Origin of the sequence: Streptomyces sp. NPDC056160, from assembly GCF_042268205.1 — a bacterium.
Lineage (GTDB): Bacteria > Actinomycetota > Actinomycetes > Streptomycetales > Streptomycetaceae > Streptomyces.
The window spans coordinates 52152-69910 of record NZ_JBHJUW010000005.1 but is presented as its reverse complement, the minus strand read 5'-3'; the positions used below and the strand labels follow the sequence as shown (position 1 = coordinate 69910).

The following is a 17759-nucleotide window of genomic DNA, read 5'->3' as shown; positions in this document are numbered from 1 at the left end:
TTGCCGGGGGCCGAACGGGGGCGACCGGCACCCGGATGTCCCAGCCCGCGCGGCCGTTCGGGTCGTCGCGGACGCCGTACGGGGCTCCGGCCGCCTCCGCTCAGTCGTTCGGCAGGGTCGGCAGGGTCGGCTGGATCCGGCGCAGGAACGTGGCGTTGTCCGGTGTGCCCCGCAGCCGCTCCAGGAGGATCTCCACAGCCGTCCGGCCGTCCCGGGACCGCAGGACCCGGCGCAGCCCCCGCGTCGCCGTCAACTCGGCGGGTGTCAGGAGCAGTTCCTCGCGGCGGGTACCGGAGGCGGAGAGGTCCACGGCCGGATGGACCCGGCGGGCGGCGAGTTCGCGGTCCAGCCGCAGTTCCATGTTGCCGGTGCTCTTCAGCTCCTCGAAGAAGAAGTCGTCGGCGCGGGAGCCGGTCTCCACGAGCGCGGTGGCGAGGACGGTGAGCGAGCCGCCCTCCTCCGCGAGGCGCGCCGCGCCGAAGAGCCGTTTGGGCCCGTGCAGCGCCGCCGCGTCGACGCCGCCGCTGAGGGTGCGGCCGCCCGAGGCGGCGGCGTTGTTGTGGGCGCGGCACAGCCGGGTCAGGGAGTCGAGGAGGATCACGACGTCCTCGCCCGCCTCCACCAGCCGCTTGGCCCGCTCCACGACGAGTTCGGCGAGCGCGATGTGCTGCCTGGGCGTCCGGTCGAACGTGGAGGCGTAGACCTCGCCGCGCACGGAGCGCCGCATGTCGGTGACTTCCTCGGGACGCTCGTCCAGCAGCAGGACCATCAGCCGGCACTCGGGATGGTTGCCGGCCACGGCGGCGGCGATCTGCTGGAGCAGCACGGTCTTGCCGGTCCTCGGCGGGGCAACGACGAGTCCGCGCTGCCCCTTGCCCACGGGCGCGATCAGGTCCGTCACCCGCCCGGCGAGACCGGCGGCCGGGTGTTCGAGGCGGAGCCGTTCGCGGGGGTGCAGGGGCGTCAGGTCGTGGAAGCGGCGACGGCCGCCCGGATCGCCGGGAGCGCGCCCGTCCACGCGGGCGATGCCGGTGACGGAGCGCCGGTCGCCCAGCACGGCATCGAGCAGGTCGCCCTTGCGCAGGCCGTGGCGGCGGATCAGGGCGGCGGGGACCCGGGGGTCGGCGGGGGAGGGGAGGAGGTCCGGGCCGCGCAGGTGGCCCGTCCCGCCGGCATCGGTGTCAAGGACGCCGGTGACGAGCCGGGCGGACGGGGCGGACTGCGCGCCCACCGGGGGATGGTCGAGGGTGACGGTCATGATCGACGGACCTTTCACGGACGGAGACACACGGCACGGGAGCCGTGCGGGAGGAAGAAGCGAGGGAGAAGCGAGGGAGAAGGGAGGGAGAGGGGCCACGCGGCACGCGTCGGGCAGGGCCCGGACGCCGCGGGCGCGGTCACCGTCCCGGTGCGGCGGCTCGGACGGCGTGCGGCGCACGCGGCCCGGGGCCCACGGGAGGGTGGTGGGAAGCTGCTGTGCCGGACGCGCCGACCGGATCGGCGGTCACGTCGGTGGATCAGCTCGGAAGGAGAGAGAGAATCACATCGCACCGGCGCCCATAGGAAAGAGGGCGTGACACAAGTGCTCCAGGCAATGTAGCACGCCCCTGCCTGGAGGGCCACCCCACGGACCGGGCCGCCGCCACCGGGTCAGGTGCCGGGCCGCGCGCGGTACTAGGCTGACGTGGTGTTCAGCCCGCAAGGACCCACGGTCCGTGAACTCGCCGCGCAGGCACTCTCCTCCGTCGAGCACGGCTACGACCTGCTCGCACCCAAGTTCGATCACACCCCTTTCCGCACCCCGGACCCGGTGCTGGAGGCCGTGGGGTCCGTGCTGGAGCGGACGGGGCCGTACGACGACGGGCTCGACCTGTGCTGCGGAACCGGCGCCGGTCTCGACGTGCTCACGCGGGTGTGCCGCGGAACGGTCACCGGGGTCGACTTCAGCGCGGGCATGCTCGCCGTCGCGCGGCACCGCGCCGGCCGGGCCGCCCTGGTCCGCGGAGACGCGCGTGCCCTGCCGTTCACCGAAGCCTTCGACCTGGTCGTCAGCCTGGGTGCGCTCGGTCACTTCCTCCCGGCCGAACTGCCCGCGCTCTTCGGGCAGGTACGCACGGTCCTGCGGCCCGGCGGCGTCTTCGCGCTGCCGGTGTTCGCGCCGCCGTCGCCCCGGTCGCGGGCGTTCTGGACGCTGCTCGGGTTCGACGCGGTGATGCGGGTGCGCAACGTCGTGTGGCGACCGCCGTTCGTCATGTACTACCGCGCGTTCCGCTTCGGCGGTGTGCTGCGGGAACTGGAGCGTGCCGGTCTGCGGACAGAGCTGTACGCGCTGCCCGGGTTCGGCCGGCGAGCCGACGGCAGCCCACGGGCCCGGCTGGTCGTGGCCCGTCGGCTGCCTCGGGACCGCCCACAGATCAGGCCGATCGCGGCGCGTCGGCTGCCCTGAGACCGCGGCCGGTCGGCCCGACGGGGGCGAGCGCGCTGCCGGAGGCCGGTCCGGTGCCGGTGGCTCAGCCCGCCGCCGGCAGCGTGAACTCGTAGACGAGCGCGTCCTGCCGGGCGTCCACCACGAGGTCGGTGATCTCCAGCAGTCGGGCGTACTGGTCGTGGACGCGCCGGGTCACGCGCACCGAGGGGCCGTCCGTGAGCCGGGTGATCGAGTCCCGGTGGTGCAGGGCCAGGCCCGCCCGCCGCATCCAGTCGTAGGCCCGCCGCAACTGTGCGGCGCACGAGCCGTCGGCGCGGTCCCGGTAGCGGGCCAGCTCGTCCACCTCCGCGAGGGCCACCGCGGAAAACGATGTCACCGCGGTGCGCAGTCCGGTGCCGTCGGCCGTCGCCGAGCGGTAGCGGTGCACCAGGGTCGGCCGCCGGGGGGCGAGGCCCAGCTCCGCCGCGTGCTCCGGCGGCGGCGTCTCCCAGGCCACCGTGGCCCGGTCGAAGGCGTCCGGGACGGCGGAGCGGGCGCCCACGGGGAAGTCCAGGAACGTGGACGGCTCGACGGGCAGCCCGGTCAGCGTCGCGTGGGTGCCGCGCCGGTCGGTGGCGACGAGCCCGTCGCGGCGCAGCACCTCCAGCGCCTGCCGCACGGTCTCCCGGCTCACCTGGAAGTGCGCGGCCAAGTGCCGCTCGCTCGGCAGGCGTTCACCGGGCGGGATGGTGCCGGCGCGCAGTTCGCCGAGCAGTTGGGTGGCGATTCTCCAGTACAGCGGCTGTGCTTCGGCCGCTCCTGGGGTCGTCGGACGGTGGTGGGGGGTGGTGCGGGCCATGCCGCGCCTCCTGTTGATGACGTACGGTAGCCGCGTGGGCTCGGTGCGCCACCAGATCTACCATTGGTCTAAACCAGTCGGAAGATGGTTGGTGCGGTTCGACCGAAATCCGCTCATGCCCCACTCCTCAACACGTCGCCGGGCCGCCGCCGGTTCCCTCGGCCGGCTCGCTCAGGCGCGCGAGCGCAGCCAGCGCAGCTGGGTGGCCTCCTGGTAGGGGCCGCCTCCCTCGTGGTCGTTGAAGTCGTACACCTCGATCGTCTTGTCCTCGTGCGCCCACGCGTTGAACGCGGCGAACACCGTGGACGGCGGACAGGTCTCGTCCTCCAGGGCCGCCGAGAAGAGGGCCGGCGACCGGCCGCGGGCCGCGAAGTGGACCCCGTCGAAGTACGCCAGCGTGCGCAGCACGTCCGCGGTGCGGCGGCGGTGCGTCTTGAGGTAGAGCCCGATCTCCCGGTAGGGGTGCCGGTCGGTCAGGGTCGCGGCGCGCGGGTAGTCGCACAGGAACGGCACGTCCGGCGCGATCGCGACGAGGTCCGGCACCAGGCCGCCCACCGCGATCGTGATGCCGCCGCCCTGGCTCGCGCCGAGCGCGACGGTGCGGGCGGAGTCGGTCAGCGGGTGCGAGCGCGCCGCCTCGACCGCGCGGACCGCGTCCGTGAACACCCGGCGGTAGTAGTAGTTCTCGGGCGCGTCGATGCCGCGGGTCATGAACCCGGGGTACGCCGGAGCGCCGCCCACCGGGTCGGCGGTGCCGCCTCCGCCGCCCCAGGCGCTGCCCTGGCCCCGCGTGTCCATCACGAAGTGCGCCCGGCCCGTCGACGCCCACAGCAGGTGCTCGTGCGGCAGCCCGCGTCCGCCGCCGTAGCCGATGAACTCCACGACCAGCGGCAGCGGCGCGTCGACGCGGGCGGGCAGTGTCAGCCAGCCCTTGACCGGGTGGCCGCCGAACCCGGCGAAGGTGACGTCGTAGACCTTGACCGTGCTCAGCCCGGTGTCGACCAGCTCGAAGCGGGCGTCGAGATCGTGCTCGCGGGCCTCCAGGAGGGTCTTGGACCAGAAGGCGTCGAAGTCCGCCGGCTCGGTGGACGCGCTGCGGTACTCGCTGAGTTCGTCGAGGGAGAGGTCGAACAGAGCCATCGGCAACCGCCTTGCTGGAACGCGTGGTGAGGATGATCACACCGTACGGCGGTGGTCGGATGGTTCGCCAGACCCGGTCCGTGGCCGGACGGACGGCAGGGGGCATCGCCGTTCCCCTGTCGTGCCGGCGGGGGTGGTCGTGCCTGACGGCTCGTCCGGCGGGTCGGACAGCGCGCGGCGGCGCCGTACACGGGCAGGTGATCGGGTCACCCGGACACGGGGGTGCCGGGCGGGCCCCTGACCGGCGCCGCGCGGGCACGGGACCGGCGCCGCACAGGCACGGGATCGCACCCTGCCGGCCCGTGGCGTGACGCGCACCGCCCAGGCGCGCTACCGGCACCCGGCACCCGGCGCGCGACCGCATCCCGCGCGCGGCCGGGGGCGGCGCGCGGGCGGCCCCGCCGTCAGCCGAAGCGCTCCACGCGGACTCGGTCCACGGGCAGGCCCGCCGCGACGAGCAGCCGGCAGGCGTGTTCCGCGAAGGAGTTGGACCCGCACACGTACGCCTCCCAGCCGCCCTCGGGCGCCTCGGCGACGAGCGGTGCCAGATGTGCGGCGGACAGCCGTCCCGCCGGCTCGCCCGCCGGGGCCTCGCGGGTGAAGACGGGTGTGGTCTCCGCGCCGAACTCGCGGGCGTAGATGAGTTGTTCGGGGCTGCGCGCGGACACCAGAAGGCGCAGCGGCACGGTCAGGCGCCGAGCCCGGTGGTGCCGCACCATCGACATCAGCGGTACGACCCCGCTGCCCGCGCCGAGCAGCAGCGCCGGCCGGTCGCCGGGCCAGGCGAAGAAACCGCTCAGCGGCCCGCGCACCTCCACCTGGTCGCCCGGCCGGGCCACCGTGTGGAACCAGCCGGAGACCTCGCCGCCCTCGACGTGGTCCAGGGTCAGCTCGACGTGCCCCGAGTCGTCGGGCGCGGAGGCGAGGGAGTAGTGGCGCTGGGCCACGTAGCCGTCGGGCGCGGTCAGCCGCAGCATCAGGTGCTGCCCGGGCAGGTGCCCCGCCCAGTGCGGGACCGCGAGGCGGAAGGTGGCCGCGCGCGGGGTCTCCCGGCGGATCTCGGTCAGGGTTGCCGTCCGCCAGGTCGCGGCCGCCTGCTCGCCCACCGCGATACGTCCGGGCACGGCGAACCGGCTCGGCGGCACGAACGTCCCGGGCACGGCGGTCCCGGACGTCGGCGTGCCGCTCGTCGGCGTCCCGGGCATCGGCGTCCTGGTCACCAGCGTCTCAGTCACCGGAGTACCGCTGCTCCTCCCAGGGGTTGCCGCGCGCGTGGTAGCCGTTCTGCTCCCAGAAACCCGGCTCGTCGTGGTCGAGGATCCGCAGGCCCGCGATCCACTTGGCGCTCTTCCAGAAGTACAGGTGCGGCACCAGGAGCCGCGCCGGGCCGCCGTGCTCGGCCGCGAGCGGCTCGCCGTCGTGGGTGAACGCGATCCAGGCGCGCCCGCCGCGCAGGTCGGCCAGCGGCAGGTTGCTGGTGTACCCGGTGTGGGAGTAGGCCACCGCGTGCGTGGCCCCCGCGTGCGGCACCGCCGCGTCGAGGAAGACGTCCAGCGACACCCCGCCGAAGCGCACCCCGAACCTCGACCAGCCCGTCACGCAGTGGATGTCGCCCTCGTAGGCGGATTGGGGGAGCTGCCGCACCTGGGCCAGGTCCCAGGTACGGGCCTCGGCGACCAGGCCGTCGACGCGGAAGGTCCACTCCTCGGGCGCGAGGTCGGGTGTGACCTCCGCGGACAGGACGGGCCAGTCGTCGCCCGCGTCGTACTGTCCGGGCGGCAGGCCCGGGTTGTGGACGCGCGGGCGCCCGGTGAAGCCTCGGGTGACGTGCATGCGGGTGGTGCCTTCCGGGCCGCCGTGCGGCGGCCCCGCCGGTCGGACGGGACGGACCTCCCGCCGGCCGGGCGGGACGGTTGCTGACCCGTCCACCGTACGTGCTCGCCGGACCTGCTCCCGCCCCGGGCCGGGCCCGCCGTCGTGACAGCCGTGTGAACTCTCCCGGCGGCCCGCCGCGAGCGGGAATAGCCGCCGGGTGATCTCCCTTGCAGGTGGCGTGCCGGCCGCGGTGGGCCCGCGGCCGGTGACACGGCGACAGCGAAGGAGAGTGGGAGCGATGCCGAAGGCGTACGTCTTCACCCGGTACGGCGGCCCGGACACCGAGGCGTTCGTGGACGTCGACCGGCCCCGTCCCGGCCCCGGGCAGATCCTGATCGCGGTGCGCGCGGCGGGGGTGAACCCGGTCGACTGGAAGCTGCGCACGGGTTTCCGGCGGCCCGGCGAGAGCGGGGAGCCGGTCTTCCCGCTCGTCTTCGGCAGCGAGGCGTCCGGCGTCGTCGAGGAGGTCGGCGAGGGCGTCACCGGCTTCGCCGCCGGGGACGAGGTCTTCGGGAACACGGCGGCGGGCGGCTACGCGCAGTACGCGCTGCTGCCGGCCGAGGCCGCCGCCCACAAGCCCGCCGCGGTGCCGTTCACCGACGCGGCCACGCTGCCCGTCGCCGCGGCCACCGCCTACGACGGTCTGCGCCAGCTGGACCTGCCGACGGGGGCGACCGTGCTCGTCACGGGCGCGGGCGGCGGGGTCGGCGCGGCGGCCCTGCAGATCGCCCGCTCCTTCGGGCTGCGGGTCCTCGGCGTGGCGAGCGGGGGCAAGAAGGACTTCGTGGAGTCGCTCGGCGCGGTGCACGTGCCCTCCGGGCCCGGGTGGGCCGAGCGCGCGCGGGCCGCCGTGCCCGACGGTGCCGACGGCGTCTACGACCTGGTCGGCGGCGAGGTCCTGCGGGAGGCGGCGGGCCTGGCGGCCGACCGCGCGAAACTGATCACCGCCGGGGCGCCGGAGCCGGACGTCGAGGCGCTGGGCGGGTCGCGGGTGCGGCGTGCCCGCACGGCCGCCGTCCTGGAGGCGGTCGCGGAGCTGGTCGTCCGCGGCGCCCTGGACCCGCACGTCACGCAGACGTTCCCGCTGGAACGGGCCGCCGAGGCGTTGCGCACCGTGGAGGACGGCCACGCCCGCGGCAAGGTCGTCATCGAGGTCGCCGCGTGAGCGTGCACACGGGCGGCGCCGCCGCCGGGCCGGGGCGGGGACACGTCCTGGACAACCCGGCCCTGGCCTCGCTGACCGGCCCGCACGCCCGCTTCGCCGAGCGGCGCGGACGGGTGCTGCGCTACCCCGTGGACATGTCGCCGTGGCTGGCGCTGCCCGAGGAGCCCGACGCCCGGGACTGGGCCGATCTCGCCGCCCTCGCCGGACCCGGCACCGAGGTCCCCCTGCCGGGGTTCGCGGGCCGGGTGCCCGCGGACTGGGAGATCACCTTCCACGTCGAGGGCGTGCAGCTCGTCGACGACGGCCTGGCCGCGGCCCCCGACCCGGAGGCGGTCCGCCTCGGCCCCGCCGACGTGCCGGAGATGCTCGACCTGATCGCCCGGACGGAGCCCGGTCCGTTCCTGCCGCGCACCATCGAACTCGGTACGTACCTGGGCATACGCCATCACGGAGCGCTCGTCGCGATGGCGGGGGAGCGGCTGCATCCGCCCGGTCACACCGAGATCAGCGCGGTGTGCACGGACCCCGCCTTCCGCGGCCGGGGTCTGGCGAGCCGGCTGGTCCTGGCCGTCGCCCACGGCATCCGCGCGCGCGGCGAGACCCCGTTCCTGCACACGGGCGCGCGCAACACGGACGCCATACGGCTGTACGAGTCCCTCGGCTTCCGGCTGCGCCGCCGCACCGCGTTCCTCGCGGCCCGCGTCCCCGAGAGGCTGGACGACGGTCTCGCGGCCGCGGTGCCGGTGGTGTAGCGCGGCGTGCGCCCGGGGGCGGGTCAGCCGCCGCCGGGCGGTGTCCAGGCGTTGTAGCGGGTCAGGTAGCCCGCGAACCGCTTCAGGTCCTCCTCGGGCCAGCCCGCGAGCCGCTCGTGGAAGGCCGCCCGGCGGCTCTCGGTGACCTGGACGAGGAGCTGCCGGCCGGCGTCCGTCAGGTGCAGTACCTGGACCCGGTGGTCCTCCGGGTCCAGGCGCCGCTCGATGAGGCCGGTCCGCTCCAGCGCGGCGACCTGCCGGCTGACGGTGGACTTGTCCAGGGCGTAGTGCGCGGCCAGGTCGGTGGCGCGGCAGCCGCCGCGCTCCTCCAGGTGCCCGAGCAGCGTGTACGAGACCAGGGACAGCTCCGGGTGCATGCGGCCCGCCGAGGCCCTGGCACGGCGGGCGAACACCGTCATCTCGCGCTGGATGGTCTCGACGGCCGCCTCCCCGGCCGGCCCGCTCGCGGGCGCGCCCTGGGTGGCGGCGCTCTCGTCCGGCGCCTCGGCTGCTGTCACTGAATACCTCCCCGGTTCCTTCTGGTTGTATAGTACAACTGAAACAGGAGTTGTATATGCCAACCTTTGGAGGTCGTGAGCGATGAGGTCGCCTGCGCTGCGCCATGTGCTCACCCACCTGATCACCCCGCTGCTGATGTGCCTGGGCATGGGGCTCGCGTACATGGGCGCGTTCGTGACCCCGCAGCCGCACCACCTGCCCGTCGCGGTGGTGGGCGCCGGACCGCAGGCCAAGGTGTTCGCCCAGACGGTCAAGGACGCGGCGGGCGACCAGCTCGACGTCCGCACGGTGGGCACCCGCAAGGCCGCAGTCGACCTGCTCGAGTCCCGTGACATCGACGGGGCCTATGTGCCCGCCGGGGCGCCGGAACTGATCGTGGCCGGCGCCGGGTCGGACATGAGCGCCACTGCCGTCGAGAAGGTCTTCACGCCCGTCGCCGCGCGCCAGGGCCTTCCGCTGAAGGTGACCGACGTGGTCCCGCCCACCTCCGACGACCCCACCGGACAGGGCCTGTTCTTCCTGCTGGTCGCGCTGAGCATCGGCTCGTACGCCTCCGTCGCGGCCATCGGCGCCGCCGGCGCGGCCCTGTCGATGCGGATCCGCGCCCTGCTCACGCTCGGCGTGTCCGCCGTGGTCGGCGGCATCGGCGCGCTGCTCGCAGGCCCGGTCTTCCATCTCGCCCCACACAGCCTGCCGGGCATCTGGGGCATGGCGTGGCTCTACTCCGCCGGCATCCTCTTCATCGGCGTCGGTCTGCACACCTTCCTCAAGCGCTGGACGACGCTCACCATGATGGTGCTGTTCGTGATGCTCAACTTCACCACCTCCGGCGGGTTGTTCCGGCCCGAACTGCAGAACGGCTTCTTCGGCACCCTGCACGCCTTCTGGAACGGCGCCGGGTTCGTCGAGGGCGCCCGCAGTCTGCTCTACTTCGGCGGCGACGGCCTGGGCCGCGACCTGTGGACGCTGGTGGCCTGGCTGCTGGCCGGCCTGGCGGTCACCGCGATCGCGGGGGCCTGCGAGGGCTTCAGGACGCCCGCCTCCCACGGCGCCCACGCGGCCGGGGCAGGCCATGCGGCAGGCGGGGCCCCCGCCGCCGGTGCGCCGCGCACGGCGCCCGCGCTCCCCGTGCGGGACACCAAGGAGGCGACCGGTTCCCGGCCGGCCGGCGCGAGCGCTGCCGAAACGCCCGAGCAGGCCGCCGAGGGGGAGGCCGAGGAGGAACTCGAAGAGACCGTCGGCGTCTGAGGGTTGGGGTAAGGTGATCTGCGGCCGTGGACGGTCCCGGCCGTGGGAGACCGAGGAGGTGAGACCCATCAACGCTGTGTCGGCTCGGGTGCTCTCCTCCCTCCGAGGCGCGGATCACCGTCGGTAGGTGACCGCGGGAGCACTCTTCGGCTCCCGAAAGGTCTCGGCCTCCATGCCTGAACTCCCCCCTCCGTCCGCCCGCCCCTCTCCCGCTCCCGCTCCGCCGGCCGTACGCGCCGAGGCCGTCACGGCACTGCGCGCCGCCGGCTGCGTGTTCGCCGAGGACGAGGCGGAGCTGATCCTCGCCACCGCCGGCACGCCGCACGAGGTCACCGTCCTCGTGGAGCGGCGTGCCGCCGGTCTGCCCCTCGAACAGGTCCTCGGCTGGGCCGCGTTCCACGGCCTGCGCATCGCCGTGGAACCGGGCGTGTTCGTACCCCGTCGCCGTACCGAGTTCCTCGTGGACCAGGCCCTGGCCCAAGTGCCGGACGCCTCCGTGGTGGTCGACCTGTGCTGCGGCACGGGCGCGGTGGGCACCGCGCTGGCCACCGCGCTCGGCCCCGTCGAACTGCACGCCGCCGACATCGACCCGGCGGCGGTGTGCTGCGCCCGCCGCAACGTGGGCGCGGTCGGCGGCCGGGTCCACGAGGGTGACCTGTTCGAGGCGCTGCCCGCCGCGCTGCGCGGACGCGTGGACATCCTCGCGGCCAACGTGCCCTACGTCCCCACCGACGAGGTCGCCCTCCTGCCGTCCGAGGCCCGCGACCACGAACCGTCCACCGCGCTCGACGGCGGCGCCGACGGCCTCGACGTGCTGCGCCGGGTCGCCGCCGGGGCCCCCGACTGGCTCACCCCCGGCGGCTGCCTCCTCGTCGAGACGAGCGCCCGCCAGGCACCGGCGGCCCTGGCCGCCTTCGCCGCGGCCGGACTCGCCGCGCGCCTGGCGGCCTCCGAGGAGCTGTACGCGCACGTCGTCCTCGGCACGCGCCGGCCGGGCGCGCGGTGACGGCGGCTCCCGGGCCCGGCCCGATCCGAACGAGAGGCCGAAGGCCCTGTCGACGAGAGGCCCCGAGCCCCTGTCGACGAGAGGCCCGAGGCCTCCTCGTCGCCCTGCCGTCCGCCAGGTCCTACGCCGGAGTCTGCGCGCGGGCGACGAGCAGCGCCACGTCGTCGTGGTTGTCCGGCTGCCGCAGCCTGCGCAGCAGCAGGTCGCACAGCTCCTCCAGCGGAAGCAGCGGATCGTCCAGCAGTGACAGCAGCAGGTCCAGGCGCTCGTCCAGGGCGTGCCGGCGGGTCTCCACCAGACCGTCGGTGTACAGCACCAGCTGGTCGCCCGGCTCCAGGCCGAAGCTGGTGGTGGAGAACGCGACACCGCCGACGCCCAGCGGCACCCCGGTGGGCAGGTCGAGCAGCTCGGGAGGGCGGCCGGGCCGCACCCGGGCCGGCGGCAGGTGCCCGGCGTTGGCGATCCGGCACTGGCGCAGGCGCGGGTCGTGGACCGCGTACAGGCAGGTGGCGATGGAGTGGTCCAGGCCGTCGGTGATCCGGTCCAGGTGTTCGAGCAGCCGCGCGGGGTCGAGGTCGAGCGAGGCCAGGGCCTTCGTCGCGGTGCGCAAGCGCCCCATGGTGGCCGCGGCGCCGATGCCGCTGCCCATGACGTCGCCGACGACCAGTGCCGTCTTGTCGTCCTCCAAGGGGATCACGTCGAACCAGTCGCCGCCCACCTCGGTGGTGGCCCCGGCCGGCTGGTAGCGGGAGGCGACCTCCAGACCCCCCGTGACCGACGGATGGTGGGGCAGCAGGCTGCGCTGGAGGGTCAGGGCGGTGTCGCGGGCGTTCTGGTACCAGCGCGCGTTGTCGATCTGCACGGCCGCGCGGGCGGCCAGCTCCCGGGCCAGCAGGACGTCGTCGTCGCTGAAGGGGTGCGGGTTGCGGGTGCGTTTGAGGTCCAGCGCGCCCAGCACCTCGCCGCGCGCGATGAGCGGCACGGCCAGGTAGGAGTGCACGCCGGCGCGGCCGAGCAGGACGGCGGCCTCCGGGGACCGGGCGATGCAGGCCAGGTCCTCGTCCTTCACCTGCGCCACCAGGACCGGCTCTCCCGTGCGCACGCACCGGGTGACCAGGCGGTCGGGGCCGTAGCGGGCGATCTGGCCGGGTGTGTCGGCGGCCTCCAGGGCGTCCGAGGCGTGGTCGGCGCGCACCGCCAGCGCCCTGATCACCGCGGGTTCGGCGGGCCCCAGCTTGCTGCGGCGGCCCCCGACGACCGCTTCCAGCAGGTCCACGGCCGCCACGTCGGCCAGTTCCGGCACGGCGACGTCGGCCAGTTCGCGTGCCGTGCGGTCCAGGTCCAGGGTGGTGCCGATGCGGGCCGAGGCGTCGGCGATCAGCGCCAGGCGCCGCCGGGCGGCCTCCGCCTCGATGCCCGCCCGGTACTGCTCGGTGACGTCCACCACCGACACCGCCACGCCCAGCGGGGTGCCCACCGCGTCCTCCAGCCGGTACATCGACACCGACCAGGCGTGGTCGGTGTCGGGGTCGGCCGGTGTCCTGCCGACCGCGAAGACGTCGACGAGGGACTGCCCCGTCGCGAGGACCTGCCGCGCCGCCGACTCCACGGCGTCGGCGTCCACCTGCGCCAGCACCTCGGGAACGGTCCGGCCGATGTGCTCCTCGGCGCAGACGCCGTCGATCCGCTCCAGGGCCGGGTTGACCGAGACGTAGCGCAGCCGGGTGTCCAGGACGGCCAGCCCGATCGGGGACTGCGAGACGATCCGGGCGGACAGGGCCACGTCCCGCTCCAGCCGGCGCACGGTCGACTGGTCCGCGGCGAGCCCGAGCGCGTAGACGTCCCCGCGGTCGTCCAGCAACCGCATGTTGCGGAACTCGACCAGGCGGGTGCTGCCGTCCTTGTGCCGGATGGGGAAGGCGCCCGCCCAGCTCCGGCCTGTCCGCAGGACCTCGGTGAACAGCTCGATCACGACGTCGAGGTGCTCCTCGTGGACCATGATCCGGGCCGCGTACTGGCCCAGCGCCTCCCGCGCCGAGTAGCCGAACAGCTCCTCGGCCTGCGGGCTCCACAGCACGATGCGTCCCTGGGCGTCCAGCACGACCGAGGCCACGCGCAGCACGTCGAGCAGGCCGCTCGGCTGCACCGGGCCGGACACCGGCTCGTCGCCCTCGGCCAGGGGAGCCCCGGCTGCAGTCATCCCACGCACCGCCTTCACCCGTCCACGCGGCCCGCCGTCCCCCGGGCCGGCACGCCCCGTCGTACCGCGCCCCCGCTCACGTCCGAGAGGGTCCGTCGCTCCTCTCCACCATCTCTCAACACCCGGGTGGCCGTCCCGCCGAATCCGCCGGAAGGACCGACGCCAGGGCGGACGGCCGGCGCCGGTAGTGCCGCGCGCAAGGTGGTGCTTTGCTGAGGAGAGTGAGGGTGGAGCGCGGCTCGGGGGGAACCCCAGTGCGGTACTGCAGCGCGGCCACGAGAGGAGCGATCACGATGGAGAGCGAGCGAGCGCACCCGGAATCCGTGTCGGTGGAGCTGAGCGGATGCAGCAAGGAGGACGCCCGGATCGTCTTCGACGCCCTGTGCGGCTGCTACTCGTCCGACCGGTGTACGGACGACGTGCCCCGCGAGTTCCACGAGGTGCGCCCGACGGTGTGGCTCGGCACCTTCGACGTCGCCGAGACCCATGGGCCCGAGTGCGGGCCCACCCGGCTCGGGGCGTCCGTCGTCGCGGACGTGCAGGGCGGCTACTGGGCGATCGACCGGTTCCGCATGACCCTGGACACCCTGTTCACCGTCCAGGACCTGGCCACGGCCTCCGGGGACCAGGAGCGGGAACTGCACGTCCGCCTGGAGAGCCGCTGACGGCACCGGCGGTGTGAGGGGCGCCGGCCGCCGCGGGAAGGCTGCGGCCGTACGGCCGTCGGAGTGACGGCGGCCGTCCCCTCCGCCCCGGGGACGCGCGCCCCGACCTTTTGCAACTAGTTGCACAACTGCCTCCGGGTCCTCTACAACTAGCGGGTACGCCACCACGCACGGAGGGCCCGATGAGCCGTTACCCGCACCTGCTGAGCCCGCTCGATCTGGGCTTCACCACCCTGCCCAACCGCGTCCTGATGGGTTCCATGCACGTCGGGCTGGAAGAGGCGCAGGGCGGCTTCGAGCGCATGGCGGAGTTCTACGCGGCCCGCGCCCGCGGGGGAGTGGGACTCATCGTCACCGGCGGCATCGCCCCCAACGACGAGGGACGGCCGTACGAGGGCGGCGCCAAGCTGACCACCGAGGCCGAAGCCGGCCGGCACGCCGTCGTCACCGCCGCCGTACACCGCGAGGGCGGCCGGATCGCCCTGCAGATCCTGCACTTCGGCCGCTACGCCTACCACCGCGACCTCGTCGCCCCCAGCCCCCTCCAGGCGCCCATCAGCCCCTTCGTCCCCCGCGAGCTGACCGACGCCGACATCGAGCGGACCATCGACGACTACGTCCGCACCGCCCGCCTCGCCCGGCAGGCCGGGTACGACGGCGTCGAGATCATGGGCTCCGAGGGCTACCTGATCAACGAGTTCGTCGCCGCGCCCACCAACCGGCGCACCGACCGCTGGGGCGGCTCGTACGAGAACCGCATGCGCCTGCCGGTCGAGATCGTCCGCCGGGTGCGCGAGGCGGTCGGGGAGGACTTCATCGTCATCTACCGGCTGTCCATGCTGGACCTGGTGCCCGGCGGCTCGACGCTGGAGGAGGTGATCCGGCTCGCCCGCGCCGTCGAGGCGGCCGGCGCCACCCTCATCAACACCGGCATCGGCTGGCACGAGGCGCGCATCCCCACCATCGCCACCTCCGTGCCGCGCGGCGCCTACACCTGGGTGACCAGGAAGCTCATGGGCGCCGTCTCGGTCCCGCTCGTCACCACCAACCGCATCAACACCCCGGAACTCGCCGAGCGGTTGATCGCCGACGGCTGCGCCGACATGGTCTCCATGGCCCGCCCGATGCTCGCCGACCCCGACTTCGTCGCCAAGGCCGCCGCCGGGACGCCCGAGGCCATCAACACCTGCATCGGCTGCAACCAGGCCTGCCTCGACCACACCTTCAGCGGGAAGATCACCTCCTGCCTGGTCAACCCGCGCGCCTGCCACGAGACGGAACTGGTGCTGTCGCCGACCCGCCGGCGCAAGAGCGTCGCCGTAGTCGGCGCCGGCCCGGCGGGCCTCGCCTGCGCGGTGGCGGCGGCCGAACGCGGCCACGCGGTCACCCTGTTCGACGCCGCCCCCGAGATCGGCGGCCAGCTCAACGTCGCCCGGAAGGTCCCCGGCAAGCAGGAGTTCGACGAGACGCTGCGCTACTTCGGCCACCAGCTCGCGGCACACGGCGTCGACGTACGGCTGAACACGCGCGTGGGCGCGGCCGACCTCGCCGGCTACGACGAGGTCGTCGTCGCCACGGGTGTCGCCCCGCGCATCCCCGACATCCCGGGCGTCGACCACCCGCGCGTCCTCGGCTACCTAGACGTGCTCCAGGGGGGTGCCCCCGTCGGCGACCGGGTGGCGATCCTCGGTGCGGGCGGCATCGGCTTCGACGTCGCCGAGTACCTGACCGACGGCGGCGACAGGACCAGCGAGGACCCGGCGGCGTACTTCCGGGCCTGGGGCGTCGACACGGACCACCGCACGCCCGGCGGCCTCACCGCACCCGAGCGGCCCGCGCCGCCGCGCACCGTCCACCTGCTCCAGCGCAGGAGCACCAAGGTCGGTGCCGGGCTGGGCAGGACCACGGGCTGGATCCACCGCACCGAACTCAAGCACCGCGGCGTCACCATGGTGCCCGGCGTGCGCTACGACCGGATCGACGACGCCGGACTGCACATCACCGTCGACGGCACCAGCAGTGTCCTGGAGGTCGACACCATCGTCCTGTGCACCGGGCAGGAGCCGCGCCGCGACCTGTACGAGGCACTGCTGGCCGCCGGGCGCGCCGCGCACCTCATCGGCGGCGCGGACGTGGCCACCGAACTGGACGCCAAGCGCGCCGTCAAGCAGGGCACGGAACTGGCGGCGTCCCTGTAGCGGCCGCCCCCGGACACGGCGGGGGCCGGGACCCGGGCCTCGGCCTCGGTCTGGGCCTGGATCGCTGCCGGGGCCGGGGTTCCGCCTGGTCCTGGGTTTCTGTCCGGTCCTGGTTTCTGTCCGGTCCCGGGCCGGGGACCCGGCCGTCCGGCGACGCGGCCCTCCCTAGGATGGGCCGCATGTCACTCCCGCACGCCATCCTCACCGCCCTGCTGGAGAAGCCGTCCTCCGGGCTGGAGCTGACGCGCCGCTTCGACCGGTCGATCGGCTACTTCTGGTCGGCGACGCATCAGCAGATCTACCGTGAGCTGGGGAGACTGGAGGCGGACGGCCTGATCCGCACGCTGCCGGCCGAGCAGCCGGCCCGCGGGCAGAAGAAGAGTTACGAGGTCCTGGCGGCGGGCCGCGCGGAACTGGCCCGCTGGACCGCCGCCGCCCAGGAGCCGAAGCCGCTGAGGGACGCCCTGCTGCTGCGGCTGCGCGCCGCCGCTGTGGTCGGCACGGCCGGCCTCGAAGACGACCTCAGGCGCCATCTCGCACTGCATGCGAGGCAGTTGGCGGAGTACCGGGAGATCGAGGAGCGCGACTTCCCGCCCGGCCGGGACAGCTCCCAGGACCGGCTGCGGCACCTGGTGCTGCGGGCCGGGATCGACCTGGAGACGTTCTGGACCCAGTGGCTCGGCCACGCACTGGAGGAGTTCACCGACCTGCCGGACGGCACCTGAGACCGCGCTCCCGCGCTGCCCGGCCCGGCGGACGCCGGACGGGCGGCCGTCACCGCGTCAGGTGCCTGGGACTACCGGTCCTCACAGCCGGTACGGTCTGGAGCGGTGGCGCAGTACCCAGCCGGTGGCGATCAGCGCGGCCCCCACGAGGGCCCCGCCCGCCGCCAGCGTGACCGCACCGTACTCCTTGACGCCCCCGCCGAGGCCCCCCATCACACCGGGCGAGTGCCCGGCCGGCGCGGACGTGGCCGACGCCGTCGGCCCGGAGGCGGCGGTGACGACGACCGACTGGGTTCCGGCGGTGATGTTGTCCGCGCACACCACGATCACGGTGTACGTGCCCGGCCGCACACTCTGCCAGGCGGCCGACTGACTCACGCTCGTCCCCGTGAGCGCCGCTCTGCGGCCCTGCGCGAAGCTGGTCTGGCCGCGTCCGAGCAGCGATGCCGTCCCCCAGCCGCCGCCGACCGGGGTGCACGCGCTGGTGGTGACCGACACGGTGGAGCCGTCGGCGCGCACCGAGATGCCCGGCGCCGCCGCCGCCGGTCCTGCGGCGACGGCGAGCGTGACGGCGGCTGCCGCCGCGACCGGGGCGCGGCGCGGGCGTGGCTGAGTGTGGCGCATGGGACAGTCCTCCGGCGGCACGGTCGGCGGGCCACCCCATGTGCCGCCGGAGATAGGGGATCGCCCGTGCTGCCTCCTCAGGGGCAGCCAACGCCCACCGGGCGCCCGTCGCACGCGCGGCGCACCCGCCCGGGTGACGGCGGGCACCTCCCGGTCGCCGGTCCGGTCGTATGGCCTGACGGCGGCTCTGGTCCGGGCCGGTCGAGTCGGCCTGACGATGTGTCCGGTCGGGGTCCCGGGTCGGACGGTCCGACGGTGTGTCCGGTCAGGGTCCGGTCCGACGGTGCGTCCGGTCCGGTTCGGTTGGGACGGCCTGACGGTGTGTCCGGTCCGGTTCGGTTGGGACGGCCTGACGGTGTGTCCGGTCCGGGTCCGG

General features: G+C 74.6%; 16 protein-coding genes. 8 read left to right on the top strand and 8 right to left on the bottom strand.

The window, feature by feature from the left end; translation table 11 throughout:
• Nucleotides 1-100: 100 nt before the first annotated feature.
• Entirely contained in the window at nt 101-1258 is a 1158-nt protein-coding gene (rho, locus tag ACFC02_RS03225; RefSeq protein ID WP_376351387.1) for a transcription termination factor Rho, read from the bottom strand.
• Between the two features lie 429 nt (nt 1259-1687).
• On the opposite strand from rho, the gene ACFC02_RS03220 reads away from it, so the two are divergent.
• Nucleotides 1688-2446 carry a class I SAM-dependent methyltransferase gene (locus ACFC02_RS03220; protein WP_376351384.1) on the top strand — a complete coding sequence of 253 codons (759 nt, stop codon included), beginning with the start codon at nt 1688-1690 and terminating at the stop codon, nt 2444-2446.
• 64 nt (nt 2447-2510) lie between these two features.
• Here the strand turns inward: ACFC02_RS03220 and ACFC02_RS03215 are convergent, their stop codons facing one another.
• The 4 genes from ACFC02_RS03215 to ACFC02_RS03200 form a co-directional block, all read right to left on the bottom strand.
• Nucleotides 2511-3266, bottom strand: coding sequence for a GntR family transcriptional regulator (locus tag ACFC02_RS03215; RefSeq protein ID WP_376351381.1), 756 nt, complete (start codon nt 3264-3266; stop codon nt 2511-2513).
• Between the two features lie 171 nt (nt 3267-3437).
• Nucleotides 3438-4406 (bottom strand): acetylxylan esterase, encoded by a 969-nt coding sequence (locus ACFC02_RS03210; protein ID WP_376351378.1) that lies wholly within the window; start codon nt 4404-4406, stop codon nt 3438-3440.
• Nucleotides 4407-4810: 404 nt separating this feature from the next.
• Nucleotides 4811-5566 (bottom strand): ferredoxin reductase, encoded by a 756-nt coding sequence (locus ACFC02_RS03205; protein ID WP_376351507.1) that lies wholly within the window; start codon nt 5564-5566, stop codon nt 4811-4813.
• 67 nt (nt 5567-5633) lie between these two features.
• On the bottom strand, nt 5634-6239 hold the full coding sequence (locus tag ACFC02_RS03200) for a sulfite oxidase-like oxidoreductase (protein ID WP_376351375.1): 606 nt from the start codon (nt 6237-6239) through the stop codon (nt 5634-5636).
• Nucleotides 6240-6519: 280 nt separating this feature from the next.
• On the opposite strand from ACFC02_RS03200, the gene ACFC02_RS03195 reads away from it, so the two are divergent.
• Complete coding sequence (locus ACFC02_RS03195) at nt 6520-7446, top strand: NADP-dependent oxidoreductase (RefSeq protein WP_376351373.1); 927 nt, start codon at nt 6520-6522, stop codon at nt 7444-7446.
• Nucleotides 7443-8198: a GNAT family N-acetyltransferase gene (locus ACFC02_RS03190; protein WP_376351370.1), complete on the top strand. Its 756-nt coding sequence runs from the start codon at nt 7443-7445 to the stop codon at nt 8196-8198. The genes ACFC02_RS03195 and ACFC02_RS03190 overlap by 4 nt, the downstream gene beginning before the upstream one ends.
• Before the next feature lie 23 nt (nt 8199-8221).
• Here ACFC02_RS03190 and ACFC02_RS03185 read toward each other — a convergent pair whose 3' ends face one another.
• On the bottom strand, nt 8222-8716 hold the full coding sequence (locus ACFC02_RS03185) for a MarR family winged helix-turn-helix transcriptional regulator (RefSeq protein WP_376351368.1): 495 nt from the start codon (nt 8714-8716) through the stop codon (nt 8222-8224).
• Nucleotides 8717-8798: 82 nt separating this feature from the next.
• Here ACFC02_RS03185 and ACFC02_RS03180 point away from each other — a divergent pair, with 82 nt between their 5' ends.
• Together ACFC02_RS03180 and ACFC02_RS03175 are read left to right on the top strand one after the other, a co-directional pair.
• Nucleotides 8799-9965 (top strand): hypothetical protein, encoded by a 1167-nt coding sequence (locus tag ACFC02_RS03180; protein ID WP_376351365.1) that lies wholly within the window; start codon nt 8799-8801, stop codon nt 9963-9965.
• A 172-nt stretch (nt 9966-10137) separates the two neighbouring features.
• On the top strand, nt 10138-10971 hold the full coding sequence (locus tag ACFC02_RS03175; protein WP_376351362.1) for a putative protein N(5)-glutamine methyltransferase: 834 nt from the start codon (nt 10138-10140) through the stop codon (nt 10969-10971).
• Between the two features lie 121 nt (nt 10972-11092).
• Here the strand turns inward: ACFC02_RS03175 and ACFC02_RS03170 are convergent, their stop codons facing one another.
• Nucleotides 11093-13171 (bottom strand): SpoIIE family protein phosphatase, encoded by a 2079-nt coding sequence (locus tag ACFC02_RS03170; protein WP_360973992.1) that lies wholly within the window; start codon nt 13169-13171, stop codon nt 11093-11095.
• 293 nt (nt 13172-13464) lie between these two features.
• Here ACFC02_RS03170 and ACFC02_RS03165 point away from each other — a divergent pair, with 293 nt between their 5' ends.
• The 3 genes from ACFC02_RS03165 (at nt 13465) to ACFC02_RS03155 (ending at nt 16759) form a co-directional block, all read left to right on the top strand.
• On the top strand, nt 13465-13836 hold the full coding sequence (locus ACFC02_RS03165) for a hypothetical protein (RefSeq protein ID WP_376351359.1): 372 nt from the start codon (nt 13465-13467) through the stop codon (nt 13834-13836).
• A gap of 182 nt (nt 13837-14018) precedes the next feature.
• Nucleotides 14019-16034, top strand: a complete 2016-nt coding sequence (locus ACFC02_RS03160) for an FAD-dependent oxidoreductase (RefSeq protein WP_376351357.1) — start codon at nt 14019-14021, stop codon at nt 16032-16034.
• A 179-nt stretch (nt 16035-16213) separates the two neighbouring features.
• On the top strand, nt 16214-16759 hold the full coding sequence (locus ACFC02_RS03155) for a PadR family transcriptional regulator (protein ID WP_376351354.1): 546 nt from the start codon (nt 16214-16216) through the stop codon (nt 16757-16759).
• An 81-nt stretch (nt 16760-16840) separates the two neighbouring features.
• Here ACFC02_RS03155 and ACFC02_RS03150 read toward each other — a convergent pair whose 3' ends face one another.
• Nucleotides 16841-17383, bottom strand: coding sequence for a hypothetical protein (locus tag ACFC02_RS03150; protein ID WP_376351352.1), 543 nt, complete (start codon nt 17381-17383; stop codon nt 16841-16843).
• Between the last annotated feature and the right edge of the window lie 376 nt (nt 17384-17759).